The sequence below is a fragment of the Roseococcus suduntuyensis genome, from assembly GCF_014196305.1.
Lineage (GTDB): Bacteria > Pseudomonadota > Alphaproteobacteria > Acetobacterales > Acetobacteraceae > Roseococcus > Roseococcus suduntuyensis.
Map to the genome: position 1 here is coordinate 1164158 of NZ_JACIDJ010000001.1, position 24804 is coordinate 1188961.

General features: G+C 69.3%; 22 protein-coding genes. 17 read left to right on the forward strand and 5 right to left on the reverse strand.

All coding sequences use genetic code 11. The features are described 5' to 3' along the window. The first annotated feature begins 69 nt into the window (after positions 1-69). Genes tsaE through trxA form a run of 6 tightly spaced genes read left to right on the forward strand, consistent with a single transcriptional unit; the run spans position 70 to position 9009 of the window. The gene (gene tsaE / locus GGQ83_RS05485; RefSeq protein WP_375781506.1) at positions 70-501 is read left to right on the forward strand and encodes a tRNA (adenosine(37)-N6)-threonylcarbamoyltransferase complex ATPase subunit type 1 TsaE; all 432 of its coding nucleotides are present in this window, start codon (positions 70-72) and stop codon (positions 499-501) included. Continuing rightward, positions 498-1448, forward strand: a complete 951-nt coding sequence (locus GGQ83_RS05490) for an aminoglycoside phosphotransferase family protein (RefSeq protein WP_311727309.1) — start codon at positions 498-500, stop codon at positions 1446-1448. Before tsaE ends, GGQ83_RS05490 begins: the two co-directional genes overlap by 4 nt. Before the next feature lie 8 nt (positions 1449-1456). After that, a complete protein-coding gene (locus GGQ83_RS05495; RefSeq protein WP_184382646.1) occupies positions 1457-2173 on the forward strand; it encodes a nucleotidyltransferase family protein in 717 nt (238 codons plus the stop codon). An 8-nt stretch (positions 2174-2181) separates the two neighbouring features. Then, positions 2182-5163: a PD-(D/E)XK nuclease family protein gene (locus tag GGQ83_RS05500; protein ID WP_184382647.1), complete on the forward strand. Its 2982-nt coding sequence runs from the start codon at positions 2182-2184 to the stop codon at positions 5161-5163. Next, the gene (addA, locus tag GGQ83_RS05505; protein WP_184382649.1) at positions 5160-8627 is read left to right on the forward strand and encodes a double-strand break repair helicase AddA; all 3468 of its coding nucleotides are present in this window, start codon (positions 5160-5162) and stop codon (positions 8625-8627) included. The genes GGQ83_RS05500 and addA overlap by 4 nt, the downstream gene beginning before the upstream one ends. Positions 8628-8679: 52 nt before the next feature. After that, complete coding sequence (gene trxA, locus GGQ83_RS05510; protein WP_184382651.1) at positions 8680-9009, forward strand: thioredoxin TrxA; 330 nt, start codon at positions 8680-8682, stop codon at positions 9007-9009. Positions 9010-9143: 134 nt separating this feature from the next. Here the strand turns inward: trxA and GGQ83_RS05515 are convergent, their stop codons facing one another. The 3 genes from GGQ83_RS05515 to GGQ83_RS05525 are packed head-to-tail and all read right to left on the reverse strand — an operon-like array spanning position 9144 to position 11314. After that, positions 9144-10340, reverse strand: coding sequence for a cupin domain-containing protein (locus GGQ83_RS05515; protein WP_184382653.1), 1197 nt, complete (start codon positions 10338-10340; stop codon positions 9144-9146). Further along, the gene (locus tag GGQ83_RS05520) at positions 10337-10798 is read right to left on the reverse strand and encodes a hypothetical protein (RefSeq protein ID WP_184382655.1); all 462 of its coding nucleotides are present in this window, start codon (positions 10796-10798) and stop codon (positions 10337-10339) included. Before GGQ83_RS05520 ends, GGQ83_RS05515 begins: the two co-directional genes overlap by 4 nt. Positions 10799-10828: 30 nt before the next feature. After that, the gene (locus tag GGQ83_RS05525) at positions 10829-11314 is read right to left on the reverse strand and encodes a hypothetical protein (RefSeq protein WP_184382657.1); all 486 of its coding nucleotides are present in this window, start codon (positions 11312-11314) and stop codon (positions 10829-10831) included. Positions 11315-11433: 119 nt separating this feature from the next. Here GGQ83_RS05525 and GGQ83_RS05530 point away from each other — a divergent pair, with 119 nt between their 5' ends. After that, positions 11434-12159: a SapC family protein gene (locus GGQ83_RS05530; RefSeq protein WP_184382659.1), complete on the forward strand. Its 726-nt coding sequence runs from the start codon at positions 11434-11436 to the stop codon at positions 12157-12159. A gap of 4 nt (positions 12160-12163) precedes the next feature. Continuing rightward, complete coding sequence (locus GGQ83_RS05535) at positions 12164-13828, forward strand: stimulus-sensing domain-containing protein (RefSeq protein WP_311727316.1); 1665 nt, start codon at positions 12164-12166, stop codon at positions 13826-13828. Positions 13829-13843: 15 nt separating this feature from the next. Here GGQ83_RS05535 and GGQ83_RS05540 read toward each other — a convergent pair whose 3' ends face one another. Both GGQ83_RS05540 and GGQ83_RS05545 read right to left on the reverse strand, forming a co-directional pair. Beyond that, positions 13844-14938, reverse strand: a complete 1095-nt coding sequence (locus tag GGQ83_RS05540) for a hypothetical protein (protein ID WP_184382661.1) — start codon at positions 14936-14938, stop codon at positions 13844-13846. A 6-nt stretch (positions 14939-14944) separates the two neighbouring features. Then, positions 14945-16144 (reverse strand): hypothetical protein, encoded by a 1200-nt coding sequence (locus GGQ83_RS05545; RefSeq protein WP_207018073.1) that lies wholly within the window; start codon positions 16142-16144, stop codon positions 14945-14947. A 210-nt stretch (positions 16145-16354) separates the two neighbouring features. Here GGQ83_RS05545 and rimP point away from each other — a divergent pair, with 210 nt between their 5' ends. The 9 genes from rimP to GGQ83_RS05590 all read left to right on the forward strand — a co-directional run bounded on the left by rimP (position 16355) and on the right by GGQ83_RS05590 (position 24652). Further along, entirely contained in the window at positions 16355-16882 is a 528-nt protein-coding gene (gene rimP, locus GGQ83_RS05550; RefSeq protein ID WP_242535001.1) for a ribosome maturation factor RimP, read from the forward strand. A 5-nt stretch (positions 16883-16887) separates the two neighbouring features. Beyond that, entirely contained in the window at positions 16888-18417 is a 1530-nt protein-coding gene (gene nusA / locus GGQ83_RS05555; RefSeq protein ID WP_184382664.1) for a transcription termination factor NusA, read from the forward strand. Next, complete coding sequence (locus GGQ83_RS05560; RefSeq protein WP_340643616.1) at positions 18401-19045, forward strand: RNA-binding protein; 645 nt, start codon at positions 18401-18403, stop codon at positions 19043-19045. The genes nusA and GGQ83_RS05560 overlap by 17 nt, the downstream gene beginning before the upstream one ends. Positions 19046-19156: 111 nt before the next feature. Next, entirely contained in the window at positions 19157-21991 is a 2835-nt protein-coding gene (infB, locus tag GGQ83_RS05565) for a translation initiation factor IF-2 (RefSeq protein WP_184382667.1), read from the forward strand. A gap of 75 nt (positions 21992-22066) precedes the next feature. Further along, positions 22067-22465, forward strand: coding sequence for a hypothetical protein (locus GGQ83_RS05570; protein WP_184382668.1), 399 nt, complete (start codon positions 22067-22069; stop codon positions 22463-22465). 4 nt (positions 22466-22469) lie between these two features. Continuing rightward, positions 22470-22898, forward strand: a complete 429-nt coding sequence (rbfA, locus tag GGQ83_RS05575) for a 30S ribosome-binding factor RbfA (RefSeq protein ID WP_184382670.1) — start codon at positions 22470-22472, stop codon at positions 22896-22898. 20 nt (positions 22899-22918) lie between these two features. Continuing rightward, positions 22919-23875 (forward strand): tRNA pseudouridine(55) synthase TruB, encoded by a 957-nt coding sequence (gene truB, locus GGQ83_RS05580; protein ID WP_184382672.1) that lies wholly within the window; start codon positions 22919-22921, stop codon positions 23873-23875. Positions 23876-23921: 46 nt separating this feature from the next. Continuing rightward, on the forward strand, positions 23922-24191 hold the full coding sequence (gene rpsO, locus GGQ83_RS05585) for a 30S ribosomal protein S15 (protein ID WP_184382674.1): 270 nt from the start codon (positions 23922-23924) through the stop codon (positions 24189-24191). A 59-nt stretch (positions 24192-24250) separates the two neighbouring features. Then, positions 24251-24652: a hypothetical protein gene (locus tag GGQ83_RS05590; protein WP_184382676.1), complete on the forward strand. Its 402-nt coding sequence runs from the start codon at positions 24251-24253 to the stop codon at positions 24650-24652. Positions 24653-24804 lie beyond the last annotated feature (152 nt).

The window sequence follows — 24804 nt, forward strand, 5'->3', positions numbered from 1 at the left end:
TGGGATGCCCGGCTTCGCGGCGCCCGTCCAGTCTGGCGGAGGGCAGGGCAGGGGGCCAGAATGCGGGGGATGGATTTGATCGTTTCAACCCTGGCCGAGACCGAGGCCCTGGCCGCCCGCCTGGCCGCCCTGGCAGGGCCTGGCGACGTGATCCTGCTGCGCGGCCCGCTGGGCGCGGGCAAGTCGGCGCTGGCCCGCGCCTTCCTGCGCGCGGCGTCCGGCGATGCGGCGCTGGAGGTGCCCAGCCCCACCTTCACCCTGGTGCAGTCCTACCCGCTGCCGGGGGGCATCACGGCGCACCACTATGACCTGTATCGGCTGGACGGGCCCGGGGGGCTGATGGAACTGGGCTGGGACGAGGCGCGGGAGGGAATCGTGCTGGTCGAATGGCCCGAACGCCTGGGCGCGCTGGCCCCCGAAACCGCGCTGGAGGTCACCCTGGAACCGCTGGACGAGGACGCCCGCCGCATCACGCTGCGCGGCTGGGAGGGAAGGCTGTGACCCTCCTGGAAAGGCACGGCTTCGCCGCCGCGCGCGCCGAAACGCTGCCCGGCGATGCCTCGAAGCGCTACACCCGCCTGCATGGCGGCCCGCGCCCCGCTTTGGTGATGCAGACGCCCGATGCGGAATATCTCGACGCCTTTCTGCGCGTGGCCGAACATCTGCGCGCCATCGGCGTGGCGACGCCCGAGGTGCTGGCGGTGGACCGGCCGGGCCTGACGGCGCTGGTGGAGGATCTCGGCCCCGCCAGCATGGCCGATGCGCTGGATGCGGGCGCGGCCCCCGGCCCGCTTTATGCCGCCGCCGTGGAAAGCCTGGCCCGCGCCGCCGCGGCACCCCCGCCGCCCGGCCTGCCCGCATGGGATGCGGCGGCCATGTCGCGCACGGCCGCGGCCACCTTCCTCGAGTGGTGGTGGCCCGCCCGCTTCGGCGCCCCGCCCGATGACGCGGTGCGGGCGGGGCTGGACACGGCCATTCGCGAGATGCTGGCCCCCTTCGCGGAACCTTTTGCAGGAGGGGCCGGCTTCGTCCACCGCGACTATTTCCCGGCCAACCTCATGCCCACCCCGCGCGGCATGGCTTTGATTGATGTGCAGGACGCGGCCACGGGCCACCCGGCCTATGACCTCGTCTCGCTGGTGGAGGATGCGCGGCGGGACGTGGCCCCGGCGCTGAGGGATGCCGCGCTGCGGCAATACCTGGCGGCCCGGCCGGAACTGGATGCGGGCGACTTCGCCGCCGCCATGGCCGCCTGCGCCGCCCAGCGCCATTTGCGCGTGGCGGCGCTCTGGGTGCGGCTGGACCGGCGGGATGGCAAGCCGCACTACCTCCAGCACGGCCCGCGCTGCTGGGCGCTGCTGGACCGGGCGCTCGCCCACCCTGCCACGGCCCCGCTGGCGCGTTTCCTCGATGCCCATGTGCCGCCCGCGCTCCGGGGGAACCCGTGAAGCACGGGATGGTCCTGGCCGCCGGGCTCGGCACGCGGATGCGGCCACTGACGGCCACCACCGCCAAGCCGCTGCTGCGGGTGCGGGGGCGCTCCCTGCTCGACCACGCGCTGGACCGGCTGGCGGAGGCGGGCGTGGAACAGGTGGTGGTCAACGCCCATTGGCGGGCCGAGCGGGTGGCCGAGGCGCTCTCCGCCCGCGCCACCCCGCCCCAAACCCGGCTGCAACTGGAACCGGACCTGCTGGAAACCGGCGGTGGCGTCCGCCGTGCCCTGCCCCTGTTGGGCGAGGCCCCCTTCGCCGTGGTCAATGGCGATGCCTTCTGGCTGGACGGCCCGCGCCCCGCCTTGGAACGGCTGCGCGATGCCTTCGACCCCGCGCGCATGGACGCGCTGCTGCTGATGGTCCGCACCTCCACCATCGAGGGCGAGGTGGGGCGCGGCGATTTCCACATGGACCCCTGGGGCCGGCTGCGCCGCCCCGCGCAGCACGAACAGGCGGCCTATCTGTTCGGGGGCGTGCAGGTGATGGCGCCCGCGCTGGTGGCGCCGGAGCCCCAGGGCCGCTTCAGCCTGAACCGCTGCTTCGACCGGGCGCTGGCGGCAGGCCGCCTGTTTGGCCTGGTGCATGACGGGTGGTGGTTCCACCTCTCCACCCCGCCCGACCTTGCGCGGACGGAGCGGCGGCTGGCGGCCATGTCCGCGCCTGACGCATCGGGGCGGTAGGAGCCCCCATGCGCCTCTTCACCATCGCCCCCGGCATGCCCTTCCTGCCCGCGCTGGCGCGCGGCGCCCTGGCCCGGCTGGGCGTGGGCGACGAATTGGCCGCCGCCACCATTCTGCTGCCCACCCGCCGCGCCGCGCGCGCGCTTCAGGCCGCCTTCCTGCGCGAGGCCGATTCGCCCGCCCTTCTGCTGCCCCGGCTGCGGCCGCTGGCGGGGCTCTCGGTCGAGGATGCCGACGAGCTGGCCCTGCCGGCCTTGCTGGACCTCCCGCCCGCCGTGGACCCCCTGCGCCGCCAGGCCGTGCTGGCGGGCTTCGCCGCGCGCTGGCCGCCGCGCTTCGGCGGCCCCCCCACCGCCGAGCACGCCTGGGCGTTGGGCGGGGAACTCGCCAAGCTGCTGGACGAGATCGCGCTGGAGGAGGCCGAGACCCTCCCCGAAGACCCCGCCTTGCTGGAGCACCGCTGGCTGGAAAAGCTGGACGGGCTGGCGCCGGAGCACCTGGCGAGCCACTGGCAGATCACCACCACCTTCCTCCGCGCCGCGGTGGTGGAGTGGCAGTCCTGGCTGCACGCCCAGGGGCTGCTGGATGTGGGGGTGCGCCGCGTGATGGCGCTGCGCGCCCAGCGCCGCGCCTGGGAGGAGGCGCCCCCCGAGGGCGCCGTCATCGCCGCCGGCATCGGCATGGGCGGCACCATCCCGGCCGCGTCCGACCTGCTGCGCGTGGTGGCGACGCGCCTGCCGCGCGGCTTCGTGGTGCTGACGGGCGAGGATGCCGCCACCGCCGCCCTGCCGCTGGATGCGCTGGACGGCGCCCCCACCCACCCCTTCGCGGGGCAGCGCGCCATGCTGGCCCGCATGGGCGCGACGCTCGCCGATGCGACGCCCTGGGTCGAGGGCGAGGCCACGCCGCGCGCGCATCTGCTCGGCACGGCGCTGCTGCCGGCGGGGCACCTCGCCCCCTGGCTGGAACCCGGCTTGCGCCCGGAGGCGCTGGCGGGTGTCACACGGCTTTCGGCCGGCGATTCCCAGCATGAGGCGACGGCCATCGCGCTGGCGCTACGGGGTGCCCTGGAAACCCCCGGCGCGCGGGCTGCGCTGGTGACGCCGGACCGGGATCTCGCGCGGCGCGTGGCCGCCGAATTGCCGCGCCACGGCATCCTGGCCGATGACAGCGCGGGGCAGCCCTTGTCCGACACGCCCCCCGGCGCCTTCCTGCGCCTCATCGCCAAGCTGGCGGCGGGGGAGATGGGGCCGGTGGCGCTGCTGGCCCTGCTCAAGCACCCGCTCTGCGCGGCGGGGATGGCGCGGGGGGAATTGCTGGACGCCGCGCGCAGGCTGGAAGCGAGGGCCCTACGCGGCCCGGCCCCGGCGCCCGGCTTCGCGGGGCTGCGCGCCCTGGGGCTGGTGGAAGCCGCGCCGCTGCTGGACGCGCTGGAAGCCTGCCTCGACGGCTTCACCGCCCTGCCGGAGGAGGCCGAGCCGCGCCCACCGGCCGAGTTGCTCGAAACCCAGCTTCGCGCCGCGGAAGCGCTGGCCACCACGCCCGAACTGCCGGGCGGCCTGCGCCTCTACGCCCAGGCCGAAGGCGAAGCTTTGGCCCGCCACCTGGCCGCCCTGCCGCCCGCGCTGGCGGAACTGCCGCCCATCGCCCCCGCCGAATGGCCCGGCCTGTTCGAGGCGCTGCTGGCCGCCGGCACCACCCGCGCGGCGCGCGTGGCGCGCGGCCGCACGGGCGCCGCGCTGCACCCGCAGGTGGAGATTTTGGGCCTGCTGGAAGCCCGCCTGCTCGACTTCGACCTGGTGGTGCTGGGCGCGCTCGACGAGACCATCTGGCCCCAAGCCGCCGACCCCGGCCCCTGGATGAGCCGGCCCATGCGGCGCGAATTCGGCCTGCCCTCGCCGGAATTGCGGATCGGCCGTGTGGCCGCCGACTTTTTCCAGTTCGGCGCGGGCTCGCGGCGGGTGGTGCTGTCACGCGCGGCGCGGCGCGGCGGCAGCCCGACGGTGCCCGCGCGCTGGCTCACGCGGCTGGGCACGCTGCTGAAGGGGCAGGGGCTGTCCATGGCCGCCGCCCCCGAGGCGCATTGGGCCCGGTTGCTGGACGCGCCAGGCCGGCCCTGCCCGCAGGAGCGCCCCCAGCCCCGCCCGCCGCTCGGCGCCCGCCCGCACCGCGTCACGGTCAGCGACGTGCAGATGCTGCTTTCGGACCCCTATGCCTTCCACGCGAAGCATGTGCTGGGCCTGCGCGCCCTGCCGCCGCTGGAGCAGGAGGCCGATGCCGCCGACTACGGCAACCTGGTCCACACCGCCATGCACCGCTTCCTGGCGCAGCTCGGTGCCTCCTGGCCCGGCGAGGCCATGGCGCGCCAGATGTGGGAAGCGGCGATGGCCGAGGCCCTCGCCCGCGCCGCCCCGCGCCCCGCCGTCGCGGCCATCTGGGCGCCGCGGCTGGCGCGCATCGGCGCCGAGGTGATCCGGCTGGAGGCCGAGGCGCGGCCCGTGCTGGCGCGCAGCCTGGCCGAGGTGAAGGGGCGGCTGGAATTGCGCCGCCCCGGCGGCGTGCTGCGCCTCGAGGCGCGCGCCGACCGGCTGGACCTGTTCGAGGACGGCAACCTGCGCCTGGTGGACTACAAGACCGGCACCACCCCCTCCGGCACCGCGGTGGAGCGCGGCGACTTCCCGCAACTGCCCCTGGAGGCCCTGATCGCGGAGCGCGGCGGCTTCGAGGGGATGGAGGGCGGCCCGGTCACCGCGCTGGAATACTGGCGCCTGACCGGGGCCCTGGAGCCGAGCAAGATCACGCGGCTCGACCTCGACATTGCGGAGGCCATCGAGCGCGCGCATGCCGCGCTGGCGCGCCTCGCGGACCGTTTCCTGTTCGGCGAGGCCCCCTTCGCCGCCCACCCGCACCCGCGCCGCCGCGCCGCGCAGGATTACCGGCATTTGTCGCGCGCCGATGAATGGTCGGCGGGCGAGGGGGATGCGCCATGAACGCCCCTCATGACGCCCGCGCCGAGGCCAATGCCCGCCAGCGCGCGGCCTCGGATCCGCTGGCCTCCTGCTTCGTCACGGCCTCGGCCGGGTCGGGCAAGACCAAGCTGCTGACCGACCGGCTGCTGCGGCTGATGCTGGGGGGGGCGGCGCCCGAACGCCTGTTGTGCCTCACCTTCACCAAGGCGGCGGCGGCGGAGATGGCCTCGCGCCTCAATGCCCGGCTGGGCGAATGGGCGGTGGCCGATGCGGCGAAGCTGCGTGCGGAACTGACCGACCTGCTGGGCCGTGCCCCCGCCGGCGACGAGACGGCGCGCGCGCGCGACGCCTTCGCCCGCGTGCTGGAACTGCCCGGCGGCATGCGGATCGCCACACTGCACGCCTTCGCCCAATCCCTGCTGCGGGGCTTCCCGCTGGAGGCGGGCCTCGCCCCCGGCTTCGCCGTCATGGAGGAGATGGACGCCGCCGCCCGCATGGCCGAGGCGCGGGAGGCCGAACTCCCCGTCAGCCCCGCCACCGGGCACCTGGCCACGCTGACCGATGCGCGCGGCATGCAGGCGCTGCTGCGTGCCCTGCGGGATGAGGAGGCGGCGCTGGATCAGGCCATCATGGGCTCCGGCGGGACGCTGGCCGGGTTGCGGCTGCGGCTGGCGGCAAGGCTGGAACTGGCCCCCGATGCCGATGCCGAGGCGCTGGCCATGGAGGCCGCGACGGGCGGCGATGACGGCGCCCTCTCCCGCGCGGCCGCCGCGCTGCTGCTGAGCGGCAATGGCAATGACGTGATCCGGGGCGAGGGCATCCGCGCCCATCTGAAGCTCGGCCCCGCCGCGCGGCTGGTGAAGCTGGCGGATTGGATGGCGGTGTTCCTCACCAAGGACGGCACCGTGCGGAAAAGCTTCGCCACCAAGGGCTGCGGCGCGAACCAGGCCATGATCCAGGCCACCCTCGCCACCGAGGGCGAGCGGCTGGTCGAGATCGAGACCCGCCGCCAGGCGCTGGCCCTGCTGGACGCCACCATGGCCGCGCTGACGCTGGGGCGGCCGGTGCTCGGCCATTTCGCGGCGGCCAAGCGGCGGGTGGGCCGGTTGGATTACGACGACCTGATCGCCTCGGCCCGCGCGCTGCTGGAGAATCCGGGGGCGGCCTGGGTGCTCTACAAGCTCGATGGCGGGCTGGACCATGTGCTGCTGGACGAGGCGCAGGACAGCAACCCGGAGCAATGGGGCATCGCCGGCGCGCTGACCGCCGAATTCACCACGGGCGAGGGCAGCAACGCCGCACCCCGCACCTTGTTTGCCGTGGGCGATGTGAAGCAGTCCATCTTCGGCTTCCAGGGCGCGGACGCCACCGGCCTGCCGCGCGCCGCCACCCGCTTCGGGGCGCGGGCGGAGGCGGCGGGGCAGGAATTCCGGCGGGTGGAGCTGAACGTCTCCTTCCGCTCCGCGCCGCCCGTGCTGGCGCTGGTGGATGCGGTTTTCGCGGATGGCGCCGCCCGCCAGGGCGTGGTGGGCGAGGGCGAGGCGCTGCGCCACAATCCCGACCGCGCCGGCATGGCGGGCTGCGTGGAAATCTGGCCCCTGCTGGCGGCCGGCGACGCCGAGGAAGCCCCGGAATGGGAGGTCCCCGAGACCCCCATGGGCGAGACCGGCCCCGATTCCCGCCTGGCCCAGGTGCTGGCCCGGCGTATCCGCCACATGCTGGACCACGAGCACCTCCCCGCCCGCCATGAGGGCGACCCCGCCCAAGGTGAAGCGGAGGGGGGCCGGCCCATCCGCGCGGGCGACATCCTGGTGCTGGTCCGCAAGCGCGACGCCTTCCTGGCGCAGCTCGTCCGCGCGCTGAAGGAGCTGGACGTGCCGGTGGGCGGCGTGGACCGCATGGTGCTGGTGGAGCAGCTGGCCGTGCTGGACGTGCTGGCCACGCTGGACGCCATCCTGCTGCCGGAGGACGACCTGCAACTGGCGGCGGCGCTGAAATCGCCGATCTTCGGGCTGGAGGAGGAGGACCTGTTCGCGCTCGCCCATGGCCGCACGGGGTCGCTGCACGCGCGGCTGATGGCGCGGCGGGGCGAGGGTGGGCGCGTGGGCGCGGCGGCCGATCTGTTTGCGGCGCTGTCGGTGCGGGCGGACCATTTGCCGCCCCACGCGCTGGTCGCGGAAATCCTGTCCGAACGCGGCGGGCGGGCGCGGTTGCTGGCCCGCCTCGGCCCCGACGCCGCCGACCCGCTGGACGAGCTGCTGACGGCCGCCCTGGCCCATGAACGCGCCCACCCGGCCAGCCTGCAAGACTTCCTGCACTGGCTGCGCCGCGCCGCCACCGAGGTGAAGCGCGAGCCCGAGAACAGCGCCGACCGCGTGCGCGTGATGACGGTGCATGGCGCCAAGGGGTTGCAGGCGCCCATCGTCATCCTGCCCGACACGGCCTCGGCGCCGCCCGTGCGGCCCGGCCTGCGCTGGACGGAGGACGACCTGCCGCTCTGGGCGCCGCGCAGCACGGGCTTCGCCGCGCCCCTTTGGACCGCCGCGCAGTCGGGCGAGGCCCAGCGTGAGGCGGAGGAGGCCAACCGCCTGCTCTACGTCGCGCTGACGCGGGCCGAAGACCGGCTGCTGGTCTGCGGCTGGTATCGCAAGAAGAAGGCCCCCGCCTGCTGGCATGACAAGGTGTTGGAGGGCTTCCGCCGCCTGCCCGGCGTGGAGGAGGTGCAATTCGACCCCGGCGCCTGGGGCGCGGAGGCTTCGGGCTTCCTGGAAAGCCCCATGTTGCGCCTGGAAACGCCGCAGGAGGGCGCGCGCCAGGCGGAACGCCTCGCCAATACCGCGGCCGATGCGCCCCCCTTGCCCGCCTGGGCGCGCAGCCCCGCGCCGGAGGTGGAGGGCGTGCGCGTCGCCACGCCCTCGCACATGGAGGATGAGGAGGTGGAGGGCGCCGCCGCCGCCCCGCACGCCCCCGGCGACCCGCTGGGCACGCGCTTCCGCCGCGGCAACCTGATCCATGCCCTGCTGCAATCCCTGCCCGAACTGCCGGAGCCGCAGCGCGAGGCGGCGGCGGCGCGCTATCTCGCGCGGCCCGGCCATGGGCTGGATGCCGCGCAGCAGGCGGAGATCCTGGCCGAGGCCCTGGGCGTGCTGGCCCACCCCGACATCGCCGCCGCCTTCGGGCGCGGCAGCCTGGCGGAGGCACCCATCGCCGGGCGCATCGGCCAGCGGCTGATCCTGGGCGTGGTGGACCGTCTGCTCGTCACGCCCGACACCGTGCTGATCCTGGACTTCAAGACGAACCGCCCGCCGCCCCTGGTGCCGGAGGCCGCGCCGGCCGGTTATCTGCGGCAGATGGCGGCCTATCGGGCCGTGCTTTGTCTGGCCTATCCCGGCCGCGAGGTGGCGTGCGCCCTGGTCTGGACCTATGGCGCGCGCGTGATGCCCTTGCCGTCAGCCCTGCTGGACGCGCATGCTCCGACCGCTTGACCTCGGCTCGGCGTGATCCGACTTATCGCGCCATGTGCAAGGATCACATCCGATGAGCGAACTGACCAAGGCCGTGAGCGACGAGACCTTCCAGCAGGATGTGCTGGAGGCGAAGGGTGCCGTGCTGGTGGATTTCTGGGCCGAATGGTGCGGCCCCTGCCGGATGGTGGCCCCCATCCTGGACGAGATCGCCCAGGAGTATCAGGGCAAGCTGACCATCGCGAAGGTCAACATCGACGACAACCCGGAGACGCCCAGCGCCTATGCGGTGCGCGGCATCCCCACCATGATCCTGTTCCAGGACGGCAAGCCGGTGGACACGAAGGTGGGGGCCATGCCGAAGAGCCAGATGAAGGACTGGATCGCGTCGAAGCTGGCGTGATGTCTGGGGCTGGGGTGAGGTCTAACCTCGCTCCAGCCCTTTCCTTTCCGCGTGATTCACGCTTCCGGGCTTTCGCCCTTCAGCGATCATGCGTTACGTGACCGCGTGATTCACGCTTCCGGGCCTACGGCCCTTCAGCGATCACGCTCCAGCATCCCATGCCGCCAGAGATGCGCCGCGAAGTCCCGGTCCCGCGGGATGGCGCCATCGGCAAGCGCCGTCAGGTCGTCCATCTGTTCCGCGGTCAGGATGTCCACGCCGCCGGGCCAGTGCAGCGCCACCACCCCATCCTCGCCCTGCACCACATGGTGGTGCATGCCGTCGGCTAGGCGCAGCGGGCCTTCGGGCATGCGGTCCATCAGGCCCCGCGCCGGCAGGGGCTGGCGGTCCTGCGGCAGGTGGGACAGCAGCAGGTTCTGCAGGCGCTCCGCGAGGCCGGGCGCGGCCAGCCGCGCCAGGGTGCCTTCGAGGGCGGGGTGCAGGTCATCCTCCCCGATGCGCCAGGTGGGCACGGATTCGCGCAAACCGGGGTCGGTCGCTTCCACATCGTCCAGCAATTGCCGCAGTGCCTCGGCCCAGGAGGGTTCGAGGAAGCCCAGCGTGATGTGCAGCGAGGTCTCGCCCGGCTCCGTCGCCGCATCGTGGAAGACGCCGCGCGGGATATAGAGGGCGTCGCCCGGTTCCAGCAGCAGGGTGTGGGGTTCGCCCTCGGGCGCGAGCTTGCCGGTCCAGCCGGTGCGGCGGGTGGGGCGGGGCAGGGGCTCGCCATCCCACACGCGCCAGCGCTTGCGGCCTTCGACCTGGAGCACCAGCACGTCATGCGTGTCGTAATGGGTGCGGAAGCCCTGGGCGGCGGGGGGCGTGAGGTAGAGGTTGGCCTGGACCGCGTGGAGGAACAGCTTCTCCAGCCCCCGGCAGAGGCGTTGCAGCGGCGGGTGCGTCTCGTCGAACTGGGAGACGACCAGGGAGGCCCCGGCGTCGAAGCGCGCCAGCAGGCGGGGCAGGTCCACGCGGCCGTCATCGAGGGTGAATTCCTCGGCCGGCACGCCCGCGCTGCCGCGCTGGCTTTCATCGGCCATGGCGATGCGCGGCGTGCGGGCGGCATCGGTGCGCAGGTGCGCGTCAATGGCGGCGGTGGAGAGCACCTCGGCGAAGCGGTTGGCGCCCTGGCCGGGCAGGAAGCGCCAGTTGCGGGATTCCCGCATGGACAGCGCCTCGCTGACGCCCAGCGTTCCATAGGTGACGCCGAAGGCCCATTCGCCCAGGGTTTCGGTGGTGGGGTGGCGAAGGCTTCCCGTTTGGCTCCCCGATTGGATCCCCTCTGGGCTCACCAGCGGCGGCCCCCGCGGCCGAAGCCCACGCCGTCGCTCGGGTCGCTGTCGGTCAGCCCGGTGCGGATGCGGTTGCCGCCATAGCCGCCACGATACCCGCCGCGCCCGTAGCCCGCGCCGTCATTGGGGTCGCTGTCGGTCATGCCGGTGCGGACGCGGTTGCCGGAGTAGCCGCCACGATAGCCGCCGCGGCCATAGCCGGCGCCGTCATTGGGGTCGCTGTCGGTCATGCCGGTGCGGACGCGGTTGCCGGAATAGCCGCCGCGATAGCCGCCGCGCCCATAGCCCACGCCGTCATTGGGATCGGCGTCGGTCAGGCCGGTGCGGATGCGGCCGGGCATCGGCTGCACATAGACGGGGCCGGGCTGGGCGGGCACACAGGCGGCCAGCGTGGCGCCGGCGGCGCTCAGCGCGGCGACGCGGAGCACCAGCAGGCGTCGGGACAGGCGTTCGGTCATGTTCCTCGTGCTCCGTATGCGCGGCGCGGATTACTTGCGCCCGCCGCCGCGGCCCTGGCCAGCGACGTCGTTGGGGTCGGAATCGGTCAGGCCGGTGCGGGGGCGTCCGCCACCGCGGCCATAACCGGGGCTGTCATTGGGGTCGGAATCGGTCAGGCCAGTGCGGGGCCGTCCGCCACCGCGGCCATAACCGGGGCTGTCATTGGGGTCGCTGTCGGTCAGGCCCGTTCGGGGGCGGCCGCCACCACGGCCACGCCCGGGGCTGTCATTCGGGTCGCTGTCCGTCAGGCCGGTGCGGGGGCGGCCACCACGGCCATAGCCTGGGCTGTCATTCGGGTCGCTGTCGGTGATGCCGGTGCGGTATTGGGCGCGGGCGGGCGCGGCGGCCAGGCCACCCAGCAGCAGCGCGGCGCCCGAGGCCACGCGGGTGACGAAGAGGCGACGGCCAAGCCGGTCCTGCGCCACCTGGGTCTCGTCCTGCCTGCCTGAACCCTCTGTGGGGTCTGGGTGGGACATGGCCTTCCTCCACTTCTTCGTACCGTTGTGCCATTCTGGATGGACGATGTTACGGACGCAAGCTTTCGTCCATCACAGATGACAGCCGCGTGTCATTCGAAGCCAACAGGGGTTGAACCATGTCCGAAGCCGCCTCCCCGCTGCCACCGCTCTATGGCGGGCTGGTGCCCCTGAACCAGATGCAGCACGCCCAGTGGCGCGTGCGCGACGTCGGCTTCGGCTTCGCCGCCGGCATCCCCGCCGTGCCGCTGGCGCTGGAGGAATTCCCGCTGGCCGCGCGCCACATGGGCGTGGTCTTCGCCACCGGCGCGCCGCACATGCCGCTCGCCATCCTGGGCGGCGGGCCGGGCCGCAACCTCTTCATCAACGAGGCGGGGCAGTGGCGGGATGGCGTCTATGTGCCGGCCTATCTCCGCCGCTACCCCTTCCTGCTGGCCCGCACCGCCCCGGGCAGCGAGGAGCTGGCGCTCTGCCTCGACCCCGGCGCGCCGCAATTCTCCGAGGCCGAGGGCGAACCCCTCTTCGACGCCGAGGGCAAGCCCACCGCCATGGCCAGCCGCGCCTTCGAATTCACCCGCGCGGTGGAGGGCAGCTTCCTCCGCACCCAGGAGTTCGTGGCGGCGCTGGCGGAGCTGAAGCTGCTCGGCCCCGCCGCCGTGCAGTTCGAACAGGGCGGGCGCAACCTGCGCGTGGACGGCTTCCACGCCGTGCAGCGCGAGGCCTTCAACGCCCTCACCGGCGAGCAACTGGTCATGCTGCGCGACAAGGGCTGGCTGGAGGCCATCCACGCCCACCTGTTCTCGGTGGCGGCACTTCCGTCCATCGTGCAGCAGGCGGCGGCCTGAGCCTGTGCCCGAAGCGCCGCTGCTGAAGCCCGAGGCCGCTCCGCGAATCCGGCGGCGGCGCGCCTGGGGCTCACCCCTGCTGCGGCGCATCCTGCTGGTGAACGCCCTGCCGCCGGCGCTGCTGGCCGTGGCCCTTCTCTACCTCGACCAATACCAGGACGGGCTGCTGGCCGCCGAGGTCGAGGCCATGCGCACCCAGGCGCGCATCTATGCGGGCGGCATCAGCGAGGCCGCCGTCCGCATCCAGGATGACCGCGCCGTGCTGGTGCCCGAAACCGCGCGCCCCCTGCTGCGGCGCCTGGTGGAACCCTCGCCCAACACCCAGGCCAGGCTGTTCGACACGGCGGGCCTGGTGGTGGCCGACAGCCGCGTGCGCGAAAGCGTGGGCGGCGCCGTCGTCACCGAGCCCTTGCCGCCGCCCGCTGCGCGCGGCGTGTTCTCGCAAGGCGTGGGGGGTGTCTATGAATGGCTGCTGGGGCTGCTGCCCAGCGCCTCCCGCAACCCGGTGGTGCTGGACACGACGCCGGACGCGCAGAGCTTCGACTGGCAGCCCGACCTCGGCCCCGAACGCCAGGCGGAACTGCGGCTGGCGCTCGAAGGCGGCGTCACCCCCTATATCCGCCGCACGCCGGATGGGCGGCTGCTGGTGAGTGTCGCCGAACCCGCGCGGCGCGGCGCGCAGGCCGTGGGCATCGTGCTGCTGACGCGCGAGGCGCGGGAGGTGGATGCGCGGCTTCTGGAAATCCGCGCCAGCGTGCTGGGGCTGTTCCTGCTGGCGTTGGCGCTGACCGTCGCCGTCTCCTTCTACCTGGCGCAGACCCTGGCAAGCCCGATCCTGCGCCTTGCTGATGCGGCCGCCGAGATGCGGCAGGGCAAGGGCCGCGGTGGCTCGGTTCCCGAGGAGTTGCTGGGGCGGCGGGACGAGATCGGCATTCTCGCGCGGGATTTGCAGGCGGCGGCCCTCGCGCTCTGGGCGCGGATTGACGCCAATGAACGCTTCGCCGCCGATGTGGCGCATGAGCTGAAGAACCCACTGACCAGCGTGCGCAGCGCCATCGAGACGCTGCGGCGGGTGGAGGATGTGGAGCAGCAACGCAGGTTGCTCGGCATCATCGCCAATGACGCGGTGCGGATGGACCGGCTGATCACGGACATCGCGGATTCCTCGCGCGTGGATGCGGAGCTTTCGCGCGTGATCGCGGAGCCGGTGGACATCGCGCCGATCCTGGCCGTGCTGGTGGAGCTGCACAACACCATCCGCCAGGAGGGCGAGCCGGAAATGATCCTGGAGGCGCCGGAACGCCTGGTGGCGATGGGGGTGGAGGACCGGCTGGTGCAGGTGTTCCGCAACCTGCTGGGCAACGCCGTCAGCTTCAGCCCGGAGGGCGGGCGCGTCTGGCTGCGCGCGCGCGCGGCGGGGCCGGAGGTGGAGGTGATTGTGGAGGATGAGGGGCCGGGAATTCCGGAGGCGCGTCTGGAGGGGATTTTTGACCGCTTTTATTCCGAACGCCCGCGGGGGGAGCGGTTCGGGCAGCATTCGGGGCTGGGGCTTTCCATCAGCCGGCAGATCATCGAGGGGCTGCGGGGGAGGATTGCGGCGGAGAATAGGAGGGATGCGGAGGGGAAGGTGATTGGGGCGCGGTTTTTGGTGCGGTTGCCGGTGGGGTAGATGAATACTTCAGAATTAGGTTGAAACCAAGATACGCAATTTAGGACTTGTGAATACTTGCGTGCATACAACTAATATCATCGGCTCCATAAACTCAAGAATAAAGTCTTCATCAGAATCTTCAAATACAAATTCGCCAATTCTATTGTGCGCTATCGAGCATCTGACTCTATAAATCCAGTATGCAGCAATATTACTGATAAGTTTATTATATTCATCGGCTGTCCCAATAAATTTCGTCTGAATTAAATCAGCCTCAGACGTTTGTTGTAATGCGCAGAAATTAATAAATTTCTGCCATCTATCTTTAAGAGGATTGCCCTCTCTCGTGTGATCTTGAAATACTTCTTCTGCTTTTGTTTGAAATGAAGAAATCGGCCAAAAATATTGCGCAATTTCCTCGCGATTATGGCAAAATTCGTTTAAAATTTGCTTTAATTTATCGAATTCATTTTTTCCATATGCACGAGAAAGTTCATTGAGGCCGTCTAGGTCATCGTTTAACTTCTGCAAATTTTTAAAGAAAGCAAAATCAAACATAAGTTCCAAGCTGTGGTACAGTCTCAGGAACCTATCGAATCCGTTTGAGGCCGTCAGGTAGCGCCTAAACGTTGCCTCATGATGACGAGTAGGGATCAGAATATCCTGTCTTGCTTTAAGCTGTTCATGCACTCGGGACGGACGAGCCTGGATTTCTGTGTGCGAAAAACCGCCCCAAATATGAGAAAAGTTCATATATTTTTCGGTATATTTCTGCAGAAAAATCGACTCAACGACAAAGTAGTTTTTCTTGAATACTGTTGGGTTCCCAGCCTGATGCGCTTCTATATCAGTTAAATACGATATGTACTGCCATTTTGTGAGACTTGTTGGTTCAAGATCGCTTAATTTTCCAGTTATACAAAGAACTCCCAGGACTGTACCGCTTTCATCAACGATTTCCGGATCAACCTCTTTGCTGATGGCGCTGGAGATATCGAATACAGGAATGGCGACAAAACCGTCTATGCACAAATATTCCGCCAGTTCGATTGCATTAACGGGATTTATCCCATCAACAACTGGTAATTGTGCCAGAATTTCTTGATTTTGAAGCTCTGCGAGAATCATGAGATTTCACTCAACCGCAATGGTCCAGCAGTCTGATAGTGCCGACTCGCCAGACTCCCGAAAAAATTCTTTAAAACCGTTCGTTAACAAGCGACGTGTTGCCAGCCCCACATTTACTTTGCGCGGGTTATTTCCAGCGCGGAGACGTTCGAACGTCTCCAGTCCAAGAGGGTCAGACCCTTCGCGCGATTCTCTAAGGAGCGCCAGAAGAGTCCGGACGGCCGCATCGACACGCTGGGACCGCAAGTCAGACGACGAAAACTGAGAAATGGCCGCAAAAAACGCCATCATCACATTTTCCGTGGCGAGCCAGTTTGAGTAATTGATTTGAGTAGAAGATGCTTCATTATCACCTTCTAATCCAACCCCAAAATCTCCATCACCTAAAACATTATTCCGATATATGCGTGAAACTTCTTCGTCAAGATCGGCGTAGAGCGCAAAATACTGATTGAATTTTCCAAATTGTTCCGAGATTTCAGATTCGGATAAATCTAAGGCACTATTGGAAATCAACTGATTTGCAATTACGTTATCTTTTTGCAATTCAGATGATGCAGTAATGAATGCTTGATAGCCAGAAACAATGGAACTCAGAGGGAATTTGCGTGCGCGGCGTCGTCTAGTGTTGTCGCGTTCGGTGTATATCTCAAGGCCTGGAATAGAATTTTCAACCGATGTCTTTAGCGACATAAATAAAAGCTCAAGTTGATGTCTAATTGACATGGGCTTTTGCCCAGCATTAAGAATAATAATCCTATAAACGAGCTTTTTTAGATCCGATTCCAGCCAAAATTCTACAAGAAGTTTTTGTCCAGAAACAAATACATGCCCCTCTTTTTCAAGGTCCTTCATAATATATGTACGCTGTAATCCGTCCAGGATATCAACATTTCCAGGAGTACTAAGTGCGAGCTCAAGTGACGCCAAATTCGAAGTATTAAGTTCGGCTGAGCAAAAAAGAGGAAGAATTGTAGATACTTTATCAGGTTTGACGGCCAGAGTTATCGACGGAAGCAATGCTCCATCTTTAATGTCCGACTTTAGCCTCTGATAGGCTTTGTGACTTTCTCGGCGTCGCTGAATAGAAAAATTTTCGAACTCATTTCCCACAATATTCAGATAATCAGCGACTGCCATCTGTGCGTATACAACAGGGGTCGAGGTGCGAAGATCGCGTGCCAGCCCAATTACTTTCAATTGCATTGCCGATCTCCATTGGCCCGCAAGTACCGTCGAGCGGCCTGCGGGGCCTAATGTCGTTAGCCTATCCGCGGGGCGGATATGATGTCCAGGCGAGCTGAGCGTCCGCCGCTTGGACGCCCTTGCACCCCCCTCCCAAAAAGCGCATATCTCCTCCATTCACACCATCTGAACCATCAGGGGGGTGGCCTTCCGGGGCCGCCTTTTTTGTTTTTGACCATCGAACGACCCCGCCATGAAGGGCTAGACGCCCGCATCGCCGACCTCGTGGCGCCGACCATCGAGCACATGGGCTATGAGCTCGTGCGCGTGCAGGTCAGCGGCAAGGAACGCCCCACCGTGCAGATCATGGCGGACCGTGCCGATGGCGCGGCCTTCACGGTCGAGGATTGCACCGAGATCAGCCACGCCATCGGCGCCGTGCTGGACGTGGCGGACCCCATCAAGGCCGAATGGATGCTGGAAGTCTCCAGCCCCGGCATTGACCGCCCGCTGACGCGCACCAAGGACTGGGAGCGTTACGCCGGCCACATCGCCACCGTGGAAATGCTGGTGCCCTTCGAGGGCCGCAAGCGCTTCCGCGGCGTGATCCTGGGTGCCGACCTCGAAGCCGCCCGCCTGCGCCTGGACGAGGGCCCGGAAATCACCCTCCCGCGCGACCAGATGCGCCGCGCCAAGCTCGTGCTGACCGACGAACTCATCGCCGCCACCGCGGCCTCCCAACCCGAGACGAGGAACTGACACCCATGGCCCTCGACACCGCCATTCCGCGGCCCGAATTCCTCCAGGTGGCCGACGCCGTCGCCCGCGAGAAGATGATCGAGCGCGAGGAGGTGCTGGAGGCCATGGAGATGGCCATGGGCAAGGCCGGGCGCCAGACCTATGGCCAGAACAAGGACATCCGCGCCGAGATTGACCGCAAGACGGGCGCCGTGAAGCTCTCCCGCTGGACCCTCATCGTGGACGATGAGGCGCTGGAGGACGAAGAGACGCAGATGCCCATCCGCATCGCGCAGAAGATCAAGCCCGGCATCGCGGTCGGCGAATACATCGTGGACCCGCTGCCGCCGATCGACTTCGGCCGCATCGGCGCGCAGACGGCCAAGCAGGTCATCGTGCAGCGCGTGCGCGAGGTGGAGCGGAAGAAGCAGTTCGAGGAATACAAGGACCGCGTCGGCGAGATCATCAACGGCACGGTCAAGCGCACCGAGTACGGCAACCTGATGGTGGACCTCGGCCGGGCCGAGGCGCTGCTGCGGCGTGACGAGTGCATCGCGCGCGAGGCCTTCAAGAACGGCGATCGCGTCCGCGCCTACATCTACGACGTGCGCGAGGAGCCGCGCGGCCCGCAGATCTTCCTCAGCCGCACGCATCCGGGCTTCCTGGCGAAGCTGTTCGCGCAGGAGGTGCCGGAAATCTACGACGGCATCATCGAGATCAAGGCCGTGGCGCGCGACCCGGGCAGCCGCGCCAAGATGGCCGTGATCAGCCGCGACAGCAGCATTGACCCTGTCGGCGCCTGTGTCGGCATGCGCGGCAGCCGCGTGCAGGCCGTGGTGGCGGAGTTGCAGGGCGAGAAGATCGACATCATCCCCTGGAGCAGCGACATCGCGACCTTCATCGTGAACGCCATGGCGCCGGCCGAGGTGTCCAAGGTGGTGCTGGACGATGACGACAAGCGCGTGGAAGTGGTGGTGCCGGATGAGCAGCTTTCGCTCGCCATCGGCCGGCGCGGGCAGAATGTGCGCCTGGCCTCGCAGCTCACCCGCTACGACATCGACATCCTGACCGAGGCGGGCGAGAGCGAGCGCCGCCAGGAAGATTTCCGCAAGCGCAGCGGCCTCTTCGTCGAGGGGCTGGACGTGGACGACGTCATCGCGGGCCTGCTGGTCACCGAGGGCTACGGCTCGATCGAGGAGATCGTGGACGTGGACGACGAGGAGCTGGCCGGCATCGAGGGCTTCGACGAGAACATCTCGGCCGAACTCAAGCGCCGCGCCATGGCCTTCCTGGAACAGAAGGACGCCGAGCTGGCGCAGAAGCGCACCGATCTGGGCGTGGAGGACGGGGTCGTGGACCTCGGCTACTTCACCAACGCGCAGCTCGTGTCGCTGGGTGAGGCCGGCGTGAAGACGCTGGATGACGTGGCGGACCTGGCTTCCGACGAACTCATCGAGATCCTCGGCGAGGGCGCGATGGACGAGGAGACGGCGAACGCCGTCATCATGGCCGCCCGCGCCCATTGGTTCGGCGAGGAGGGTGAGCAGCCTGGCTGACGCGCCTGCACAGGAAGACGACCTGCCCGATGACGCGGTGGCGCGTGAGCGTGGGCCGCTTCGACGCTGCATTGTCACGCGGCAGGTGTTGCCGAAGGAGGCGATGCTCCGCTTCGTCATAGGACCCGCGCGCGAACTCATCCCCGATCCGGGTGGACGTTTGCCGGGCAGGGGCCTATGGTTGGCGGCGCAGGACGGGGTTCTTCGCAAGGCGTTGAAGCAGGGGGCGTTCGCACGGGCAGCGCGGGGGCAAGTCATTGTCCCGGCGGACCTGGGCGCCTTCGTCGTTTCCGCGCTGCGGCAGCGGGTGAAGGATTTCCTCGGTTTCGCGCGCCGTGGCGGTGAGGCCGTGGCGGGGCGGGAGGCGGTGCTGGAATGGCTCCGCGCCGGGCGGGTGGCGCTGGTGGTCCAGGCCTCCGACGGCAGCCCGGCCGAGCGGGAGCGCCTGCTGGGCCGCCGGGAATTGCCGGTGCTGGCGCCGCTCTCGGGCGAGGCGCTGGGCGCGGTCTTCGGCCGGGATCGGGTGGTCCATGTCGCGGTGGCGCCCGGGAAGCTGGCGCAGGGTTTGCTGGTCGAGGCGGAACGCCTGGCCGGCTTTGAAATGGACGCGGGCCATGGCCCCGCGTGAGGAACGCGCCCCCGGACAAGTGTCGGGGCGTGACGGTGCAGCGGCCGCGGGCCGCGTGTTTTTCAGGTGCCCCTGGGCGGTGACGCCCGCGGGACGAGTTCGGAACGGCGGATGAGCGACCAGAACGATCAAGATGCGGCGAAGAACCGGCTGAGCCTCCGCCCCGCGGGGCGTCTCGAGCTCGGCAAGACGGTGGACGCCGGAAGCGTGCGGCAGAGCTTCAGCCACGGCCGCAGCAAGGTGGTGCAGGTCGAGGTCGTGAAGAAGCGCGCGCCCGCGCCGGCCGCGCCCACGGGTGCCACGCGCCCGACCGGCGCCACGCCCACGGCCCCGCGCGCGTCCGGCGCCGCGCCGCCGGCGGCATCGCGCAGCGGTGGGCCCGCGCGCCCCGGCAGTGGCCCCGCCCGCAGCGGCGGCGGCGCCCCCACCGTGGGCCGCCCGCTGACCGCCGCCGAAATGGCCACCCGCCAGCGCGTGCTGGAAGAACAGCGCCGTGTCGAGGCGTCGCGCGAGCGTGAGCAGCGTGAGCGCCAGGCACTCATGGTCCGCAGCGCCGCCGAGGAAGCGGCCCGCCGCGCCGAGGAAGAGGCCCGCGCCGCCGAGGAGGCCCAGGAGGCCGCCCGCCAGGCCGAGGCCGAAGCGGCCGCCGCCGCGCGCGAGGCCGCCCGCGCGCCCGCCGCCCCGGAGCCCGAGGCCGCCCCCGCGCCGGCCCCCGCCGCCGCCCGTGCGCCCGAGCGCGCCCCGGCGCCCGCATCCCGTCCCGCGCCGCGCGCCCCGCAGCAGCCGGCCCCCGGCATGCCCGGCAGCACCGTGCGCCCCGGCTCCCAGCGCGTGACGCCTCTCGCGGCCCGCGCCCAGCCTGGCCCGGCGCTGCGGCCCAACCCCTCGGCCACCACGCCGGCGGCCAAGCTCAGCCTCGGCCCGCCGCGCGTGCGCGAGGAGGATGACGACCGCCGCGGCCCCGCCCGCCGCACCGGCCCGCCGGGCCCCGGCGGCGCGCGCCGCGTCGTGGCCGCGCCCGTCAAGAAGACCCCGCTGGCCGGCCCCCGTCGCGAAGGCCGCATCGACGTCGCCGCCGCGATGGATGGCGATGACGATCGCAGCCGCTCGATGGCCTCGGTCCGCCGCGCGCGTGAGCGTGAGCGGCGGCAGCAGGAACTGGCCCGGCTGCGCGCCGGCCAGGAGCGCGTGGTGCGCGACGTCATCATCCCCGAGACCATCACGGTCCAGGAACTCGCCAACCGCATGGCGTCCCGCGCGGGCGAGGTGGTGAAGGCGCTGTTCCGCATGGGCGTCATGGCGACCATCACGCAGTCCATCGACGCCGACACGGCCGAGCTGGTGGCGCAGGAATTCGGCCACCGCGTGAAGCGCGTGTCCGAGGATGACGTGGAAGTGGGCCTGGAAGGCGCCATCGACGAGGAGGGGACGCAGGTCCCCCGCCCGCCCGTGGTGACCATCATGGGCCATGTGGACCACGGCAAGACCAGCCTGCTGGACGCGCTGCGCAAGACCGACGTGGTGGCGAAGGAAGCGGGTGGCATCACCCAGCACATCGGCGCCTACCAGGTGCAGACCGCGTCCGGCATCGTCACCTTCATCGACACCCCGGGCCACGAGGCCTTCACGGCCATGCGCGCCCGTGGCGCGTCCGTGACGGACATGGTGGTGCTGGTGGTGGCCGCCGATGACGGCGTGATGCCGCAGACCATCGAGGCCATCAAGCACGCCCGCGCGGCGAACGTTCCGCTGATCGTGGCCGTGAACAAGATCGACAAGCCGGGCATCAACCTCGACCGCGTGCGCAACGAGCTGCTGCAGCACGAGATCGTGGTGGAGAGCCTGGGCGGTGAGACGCAGGAAATCCAGGTTTCGGCCACCAAGGGCACGAACCTCGACAAGCTGCTGGAAGCCATCCTGCTGCAGGCGGAAATCCTCGACCTGCGCGCCAATCCGGAACGCGCCGGCGAGGGCACCGTGATCGAGAGCAAGCTCGACCGCGGGCGTGGCCCCGTGGCCACCGTGCTGGTGCAGAAGGGCACGCTGAAGCAGGGCGACATCGTGGTGGCCGGCGCCGAATGGGGCCGGGTGCGCGCGCTGGTGGACGACAAGGGCAAGCAGATCAAGACGGCCGGCCCCTCGGCCCCCGTCGAGATCCTGGGCCTTTCGGGCGTGCCGGCGGCCGGCGAGAACTTCGTCGCGGTCGAGAACGAAATCCGCGCGCGGGAAGTCAGCGAATTCCGCCAGCGCCGCGCCCGCGACAAGGCGGCGGCCGCACTCGGTGCCGGCCGTGGCACGCTGAACGACATGCTGGCGCGCATCCAGGCGGGCCAGCAGAAGGAAGTGGCCGTCGTCGTGAAGGCGGACGTGCAGGGCTCCGCCGAGGCGATCAACGTCACGCTCGGCAAGCTCGGCAACGAGGAGGTGAAGGTCCGCGTGCTGCATTCGGCCGTGGGTCAGATCACCGAGAGCGACATCCAGCTCGCCAAGGCGTCCAACGCGGTGGTGGTGGCCTTCAATGTCCGCGCCACCAGCCAGGCGCGCGAGATGGCGACGCGGGATGGCGTGGACATCCGCTACTACTCGATCATCTACCAGGTGTCGGACGACATCGAGGCGATCTTCAAGTCGCGCCTCGCCCCCGTGCAGCGCGAGAACTTCCTGGGCTACGCGCAGATCCTGCAGGTGTTCGAGGTCAAGCGCATCGGCAAGGTGGCCGGCTGCCGCGTGACCGAAGGCGTGGTGAAGCGCGGCTGCGGTTTCCGCCTGATCCGCGAGGGCGTGGTGATCCACGAGGGCGAGCTCTCCACGCTGCGCCGCTTCAAGGACGACGTGAAGGAAGTCACGAACGGCTACGAATGCGGCATGGGCTTCCGGAACTTCGATGACATCCGCGTGGATGACCAGATCGAATGCTTCGAGACGGAAACCGTCGCCGCGGCGTGATGACGGATGGAAGCGGACGGGGCACGGCGCGATGAGGAGGTCTCCCTCCTCCTCGAAGCCATTCATGACGGGGTGATGCAGATCCGCTTCAATGTGACGGAGCTGAACACCCCTGGGCGCCCCACCCATTCCTATCGGGACAACTGGCTGGTGATGGGGGCGCCCTTCGTCATCGCCCTGCTGTTCCTGCCCATGGCCTGGTGGCTGGCGCTGGGTTTCCTGGCCACGGGCTTCGCCTATGTGGCGAAGCTGGGCCGCCCTTGGATCTTCGGGCGCTGCATGAAGCGGGCCATGGCGCTGCTGGAAGCCGACCATAGGCGCTTCAACGAATTCTGGCGCGAGGGCATGTTCATGCTGGTACACAACCCCTCCGGCGACAGCTGCCCCGCCCGCCAGCCCGAGGTGCGGGGCTTCATCCGCCACCACCTGGCCCCCATTCCCCCGGCCCCCATTCCCCCGTCCCAGGAGGCCTGAGACCATGGCCCGTTCATCCTCCCGGGGGGCTGGCGCCGCCGCCGGCCCCTCGCAGCGGCAATTGCGCGTGGCCGAGGAAATCCGCCACTCGCTGGCCGCGATCTTCGAACGCGCGGATTTCCGTGATCCGGACCTCGCCAATGCGCGCATCACCGTGACCGAGGTCCGCGCCTCGCCGGACCTCAAGCACATGACGGCCTTCGTCAGCGGCCTGGGCCGGGACCTGCCGCCCGAGCAGTTCGCCGCGCTGAAGCGCGCCGCCCCCTTCCTGCGCAGCCAGATCGCCAAGGCGGTGCGGCTGAAATACGCGCCGGACCTGCATTTCCAGCCCGATACCGCGCTGGACTACGCCCTGCACATGACGCGGGTGCTGCGCCAGCCCGAGGTGGCGCGCGACCTGACCCCCCGCCCGGATTCCGACGAAGAGGGCTGACCCGCCCTCAAGGATTGCACATGCCCCGCCCCTTCAAGAAAAAGCCCCGCGGCCGTGACATCAACGGCTGGTTGATCGTGGACAAGCCCAGCGGGATCGGAAGCACCGATGTCGTGAACAAGGTGAAGCGCGCCTTCGACGCGCAGAAGGCGGGCCATGGCGGCACGCTGGACCCCTTGGCCACCGGCCTGCTGCCCATCGCCTTCGGCGCCGCCACCAAGACCGTGCCCTATGTGATGGACGGCACGAAGGTCTATCACTTCACCCTGCGCTTCGGCGAAGCCCGGGATTCCGACGATGCCGATGGCGCGGTGACGGAAAAGAGCGAAGCCCGCCCCACGGACGAGGCCATCCGCGCGGCGCTGCCCGCCTTCACGGGCGACATCATGCAGATCCCGCCCATCTACTCCGCCATCAAGATCAATGGCGAACGCGCCTATGACCTGGCGCGTGACGGGCAGGAGGTGGTGCTGGAAGCCCGCCCCGCACGGGTGGACCGCTTCGAACTCATCGCGCGCCAGGACGCCGACACGGCCATCTTCGAGGTGCAGTCGGGCAAGGGCGTCTATATGCGTTCCCTGGCGCGGGACCTGGCAAAGGCGGTCGGCACGGTGGGGCATATCGCCGCCCTGCGCCGGCTGCGGGTCGGCCCCTTCCTGGAGGCGCATGCCGTGCCCCTGGACAAGATCGCGGTAAGCGGCGATACCCCGCCTCCTTCACTGGACGTCCTTCTTCCGTTCGCGACCGCGCTGGCCGACATCCCGGCACTGGCCGTCACGGAAGGGGAGGCCGCCCGTCTCGGCTTCGGCCAGGCCTTGAGCCTGGTGGAATTCATGGGACGGGTTCCGCCCGACGCCGACCCCGATGGGGGCCTGGTGCGCGTGGTGGCAGGGGAGCGGTTCGTGGGCCTGTGCCGTCTCGAGGAAGGGATGCTCAGGCCCGAACGGCTGATGGCCGACGCCATTCGGGCGGCCTGAGGCCCGCGCACCGTCGCATCCCTCAGACCCCATAAGGAACACACCGATGTCGATCACCGCAGAGCGCCGCCAGGCCCTCATCCAGGATTACGCCCAGAAGCCGGGCGATACGGGCAGCCCCGAGGTGCAGGTCGCGATCCTGAGCGAGCGCATCTCCAACCTGACCGAGCACCTCAAGACCCACGCCAAGGATTTCCACAGCCGCCGCGGCCTTCTGGTGCTGGTTGGCCAGCGCCGTGGCCTGCTGGACTATGTGAAGCGCAAGGACCGGGCCCGCTACGAAGCGCTGATCGGGCGGCTCGGCCTGCGCCGGTGATCCGGCGCCGCCCGCCGGTTCTGCTCTTCGAGTCGAACCGCGGGCGGGTCATGTGGGTGATGAGCGTCATCGCCTGGGGCTGCGTGCTTGGCATGGCGACGGCGCTCTACGCCAGCCTGGACGAGGTGGTGCCAGGGGGCGACAGCCCCGCCATCCTCTTCCTGGCCCAGCTCCTGCTGCTGCTGGTGGCGATCCTGACCGATCGCCGTCGCCGGGCGACCATCGCGCGGATCTGGCGCGTGCCCGAAGGCCTGGTCTTCGAGATGCAGGGGCTTTTCCGGCCCTTTCGTCGCTATGCCGCCCAGGCCGATCTGGGGCGCATCCGTGCCTATCCGCCCGACACCCATGGGAGGATGGGCCTGCGCCTGCCCGATGGCGGGCAGCGGCTGGTGATGCACACGGGGTTCCAGGAACTGAACCTTGGCCTGCCCGAGCCCGAGCACAAGAAGAAGCGGCGCTGAGACGCGCCGCCTCTCGACTTTCCCCTGGTGTCCCGGCCTCATCCGGTCCATAAGGGGGCTTGCCTCGTCGGAGCCTCCGGCGCGGCACAACCGACCGCGTCCGCGGCGGGTTGTCAGAGCCACCGGGCATTCCTGACGGAAGATGGGTCGGC

What these genes read in the sequence shown, in the direction of transcription:
- nusA (WP_184382664.1), top strand. Translation starts at nt 16,888, where the DNA reads ATGGCCCTCGACACCGCCATTCCGCGGCCCGAATTCCTCCAGGTGGCC.
- rbfA (WP_184382670.1), top strand. Translation starts at nt 22,470, where the DNA reads ATGGCCCGTTCATCCTCCCGGGGGGCTGGCGCCGCCGCCGGCCCCTCG.
- GGQ83_RS05525 (WP_184382657.1), bottom strand. Translation starts at nt 11,314, where the DNA reads ATGTCCCACCCAGACCCCACAGAGGGTTCAGGCAGGCAGGACGAGACC.
- GGQ83_RS05590 (WP_184382676.1), top strand. Translation starts at nt 24,251, where the DNA reads ATGAGCGTCATCGCCTGGGGCTGCGTGCTTGGCATGGCGACGGCGCTC.
- GGQ83_RS05495 (WP_184382646.1), top strand. Translation starts at nt 1,457, where the DNA reads ATGGTCCTGGCCGCCGGGCTCGGCACGCGGATGCGGCCACTGACGGCC.
- GGQ83_RS05545 (WP_207018073.1), bottom strand. Translation starts at nt 16,144, where the DNA reads ATGCAATTGAAAGTAATTGGGCTGGCACGCGATCTTCGCACCTCGACC.
- truB (WP_184382672.1), top strand. Translation starts at nt 22,919, where the DNA reads ATGCCCCGCCCCTTCAAGAAAAAGCCCCGCGGCCGTGACATCAACGGC.
- GGQ83_RS05500 (WP_184382647.1), top strand. Translation starts at nt 2,182, where the DNA reads ATGCGCCTCTTCACCATCGCCCCCGGCATGCCCTTCCTGCCCGCGCTG.
- GGQ83_RS05570 (WP_184382668.1), top strand. Translation starts at nt 22,067, where the DNA reads ATGCAGATCCGCTTCAATGTGACGGAGCTGAACACCCCTGGGCGCCCC.
- rpsO (WP_184382674.1), top strand. Translation starts at nt 23,922, where the DNA reads ATGTCGATCACCGCAGAGCGCCGCCAGGCCCTCATCCAGGATTACGCC.
- GGQ83_RS05540 (WP_184382661.1), bottom strand. Translation starts at nt 14,938, where the DNA reads ATGATTCTCGCAGAGCTTCAAAATCAAGAAATTCTGGCACAATTACCA.
- trxA (WP_184382651.1), top strand. Translation starts at nt 8,680, where the DNA reads ATGAGCGAACTGACCAAGGCCGTGAGCGACGAGACCTTCCAGCAGGAT.
- tsaE (WP_375781506.1), top strand. Translation starts at nt 70, where the DNA reads ATGGATTTGATCGTTTCAACCCTGGCCGAGACCGAGGCCCTGGCCGCC.
- infB (WP_184382667.1), top strand. Translation starts at nt 19,157, where the DNA reads ATGAGCGACCAGAACGATCAAGATGCGGCGAAGAACCGGCTGAGCCTC.
- GGQ83_RS05530 (WP_184382659.1), top strand. Translation starts at nt 11,434, where the DNA reads ATGTCCGAAGCCGCCTCCCCGCTGCCACCGCTCTATGGCGGGCTGGTG.
- addA (WP_184382649.1), top strand. Translation starts at nt 5,160, where the DNA reads ATGAACGCCCCTCATGACGCCCGCGCCGAGGCCAATGCCCGCCAGCGC.
- GGQ83_RS05520 (WP_184382655.1), bottom strand. Translation starts at nt 10,798, where the DNA reads ATGACCGAACGCCTGTCCCGACGCCTGCTGGTGCTCCGCGTCGCCGCG.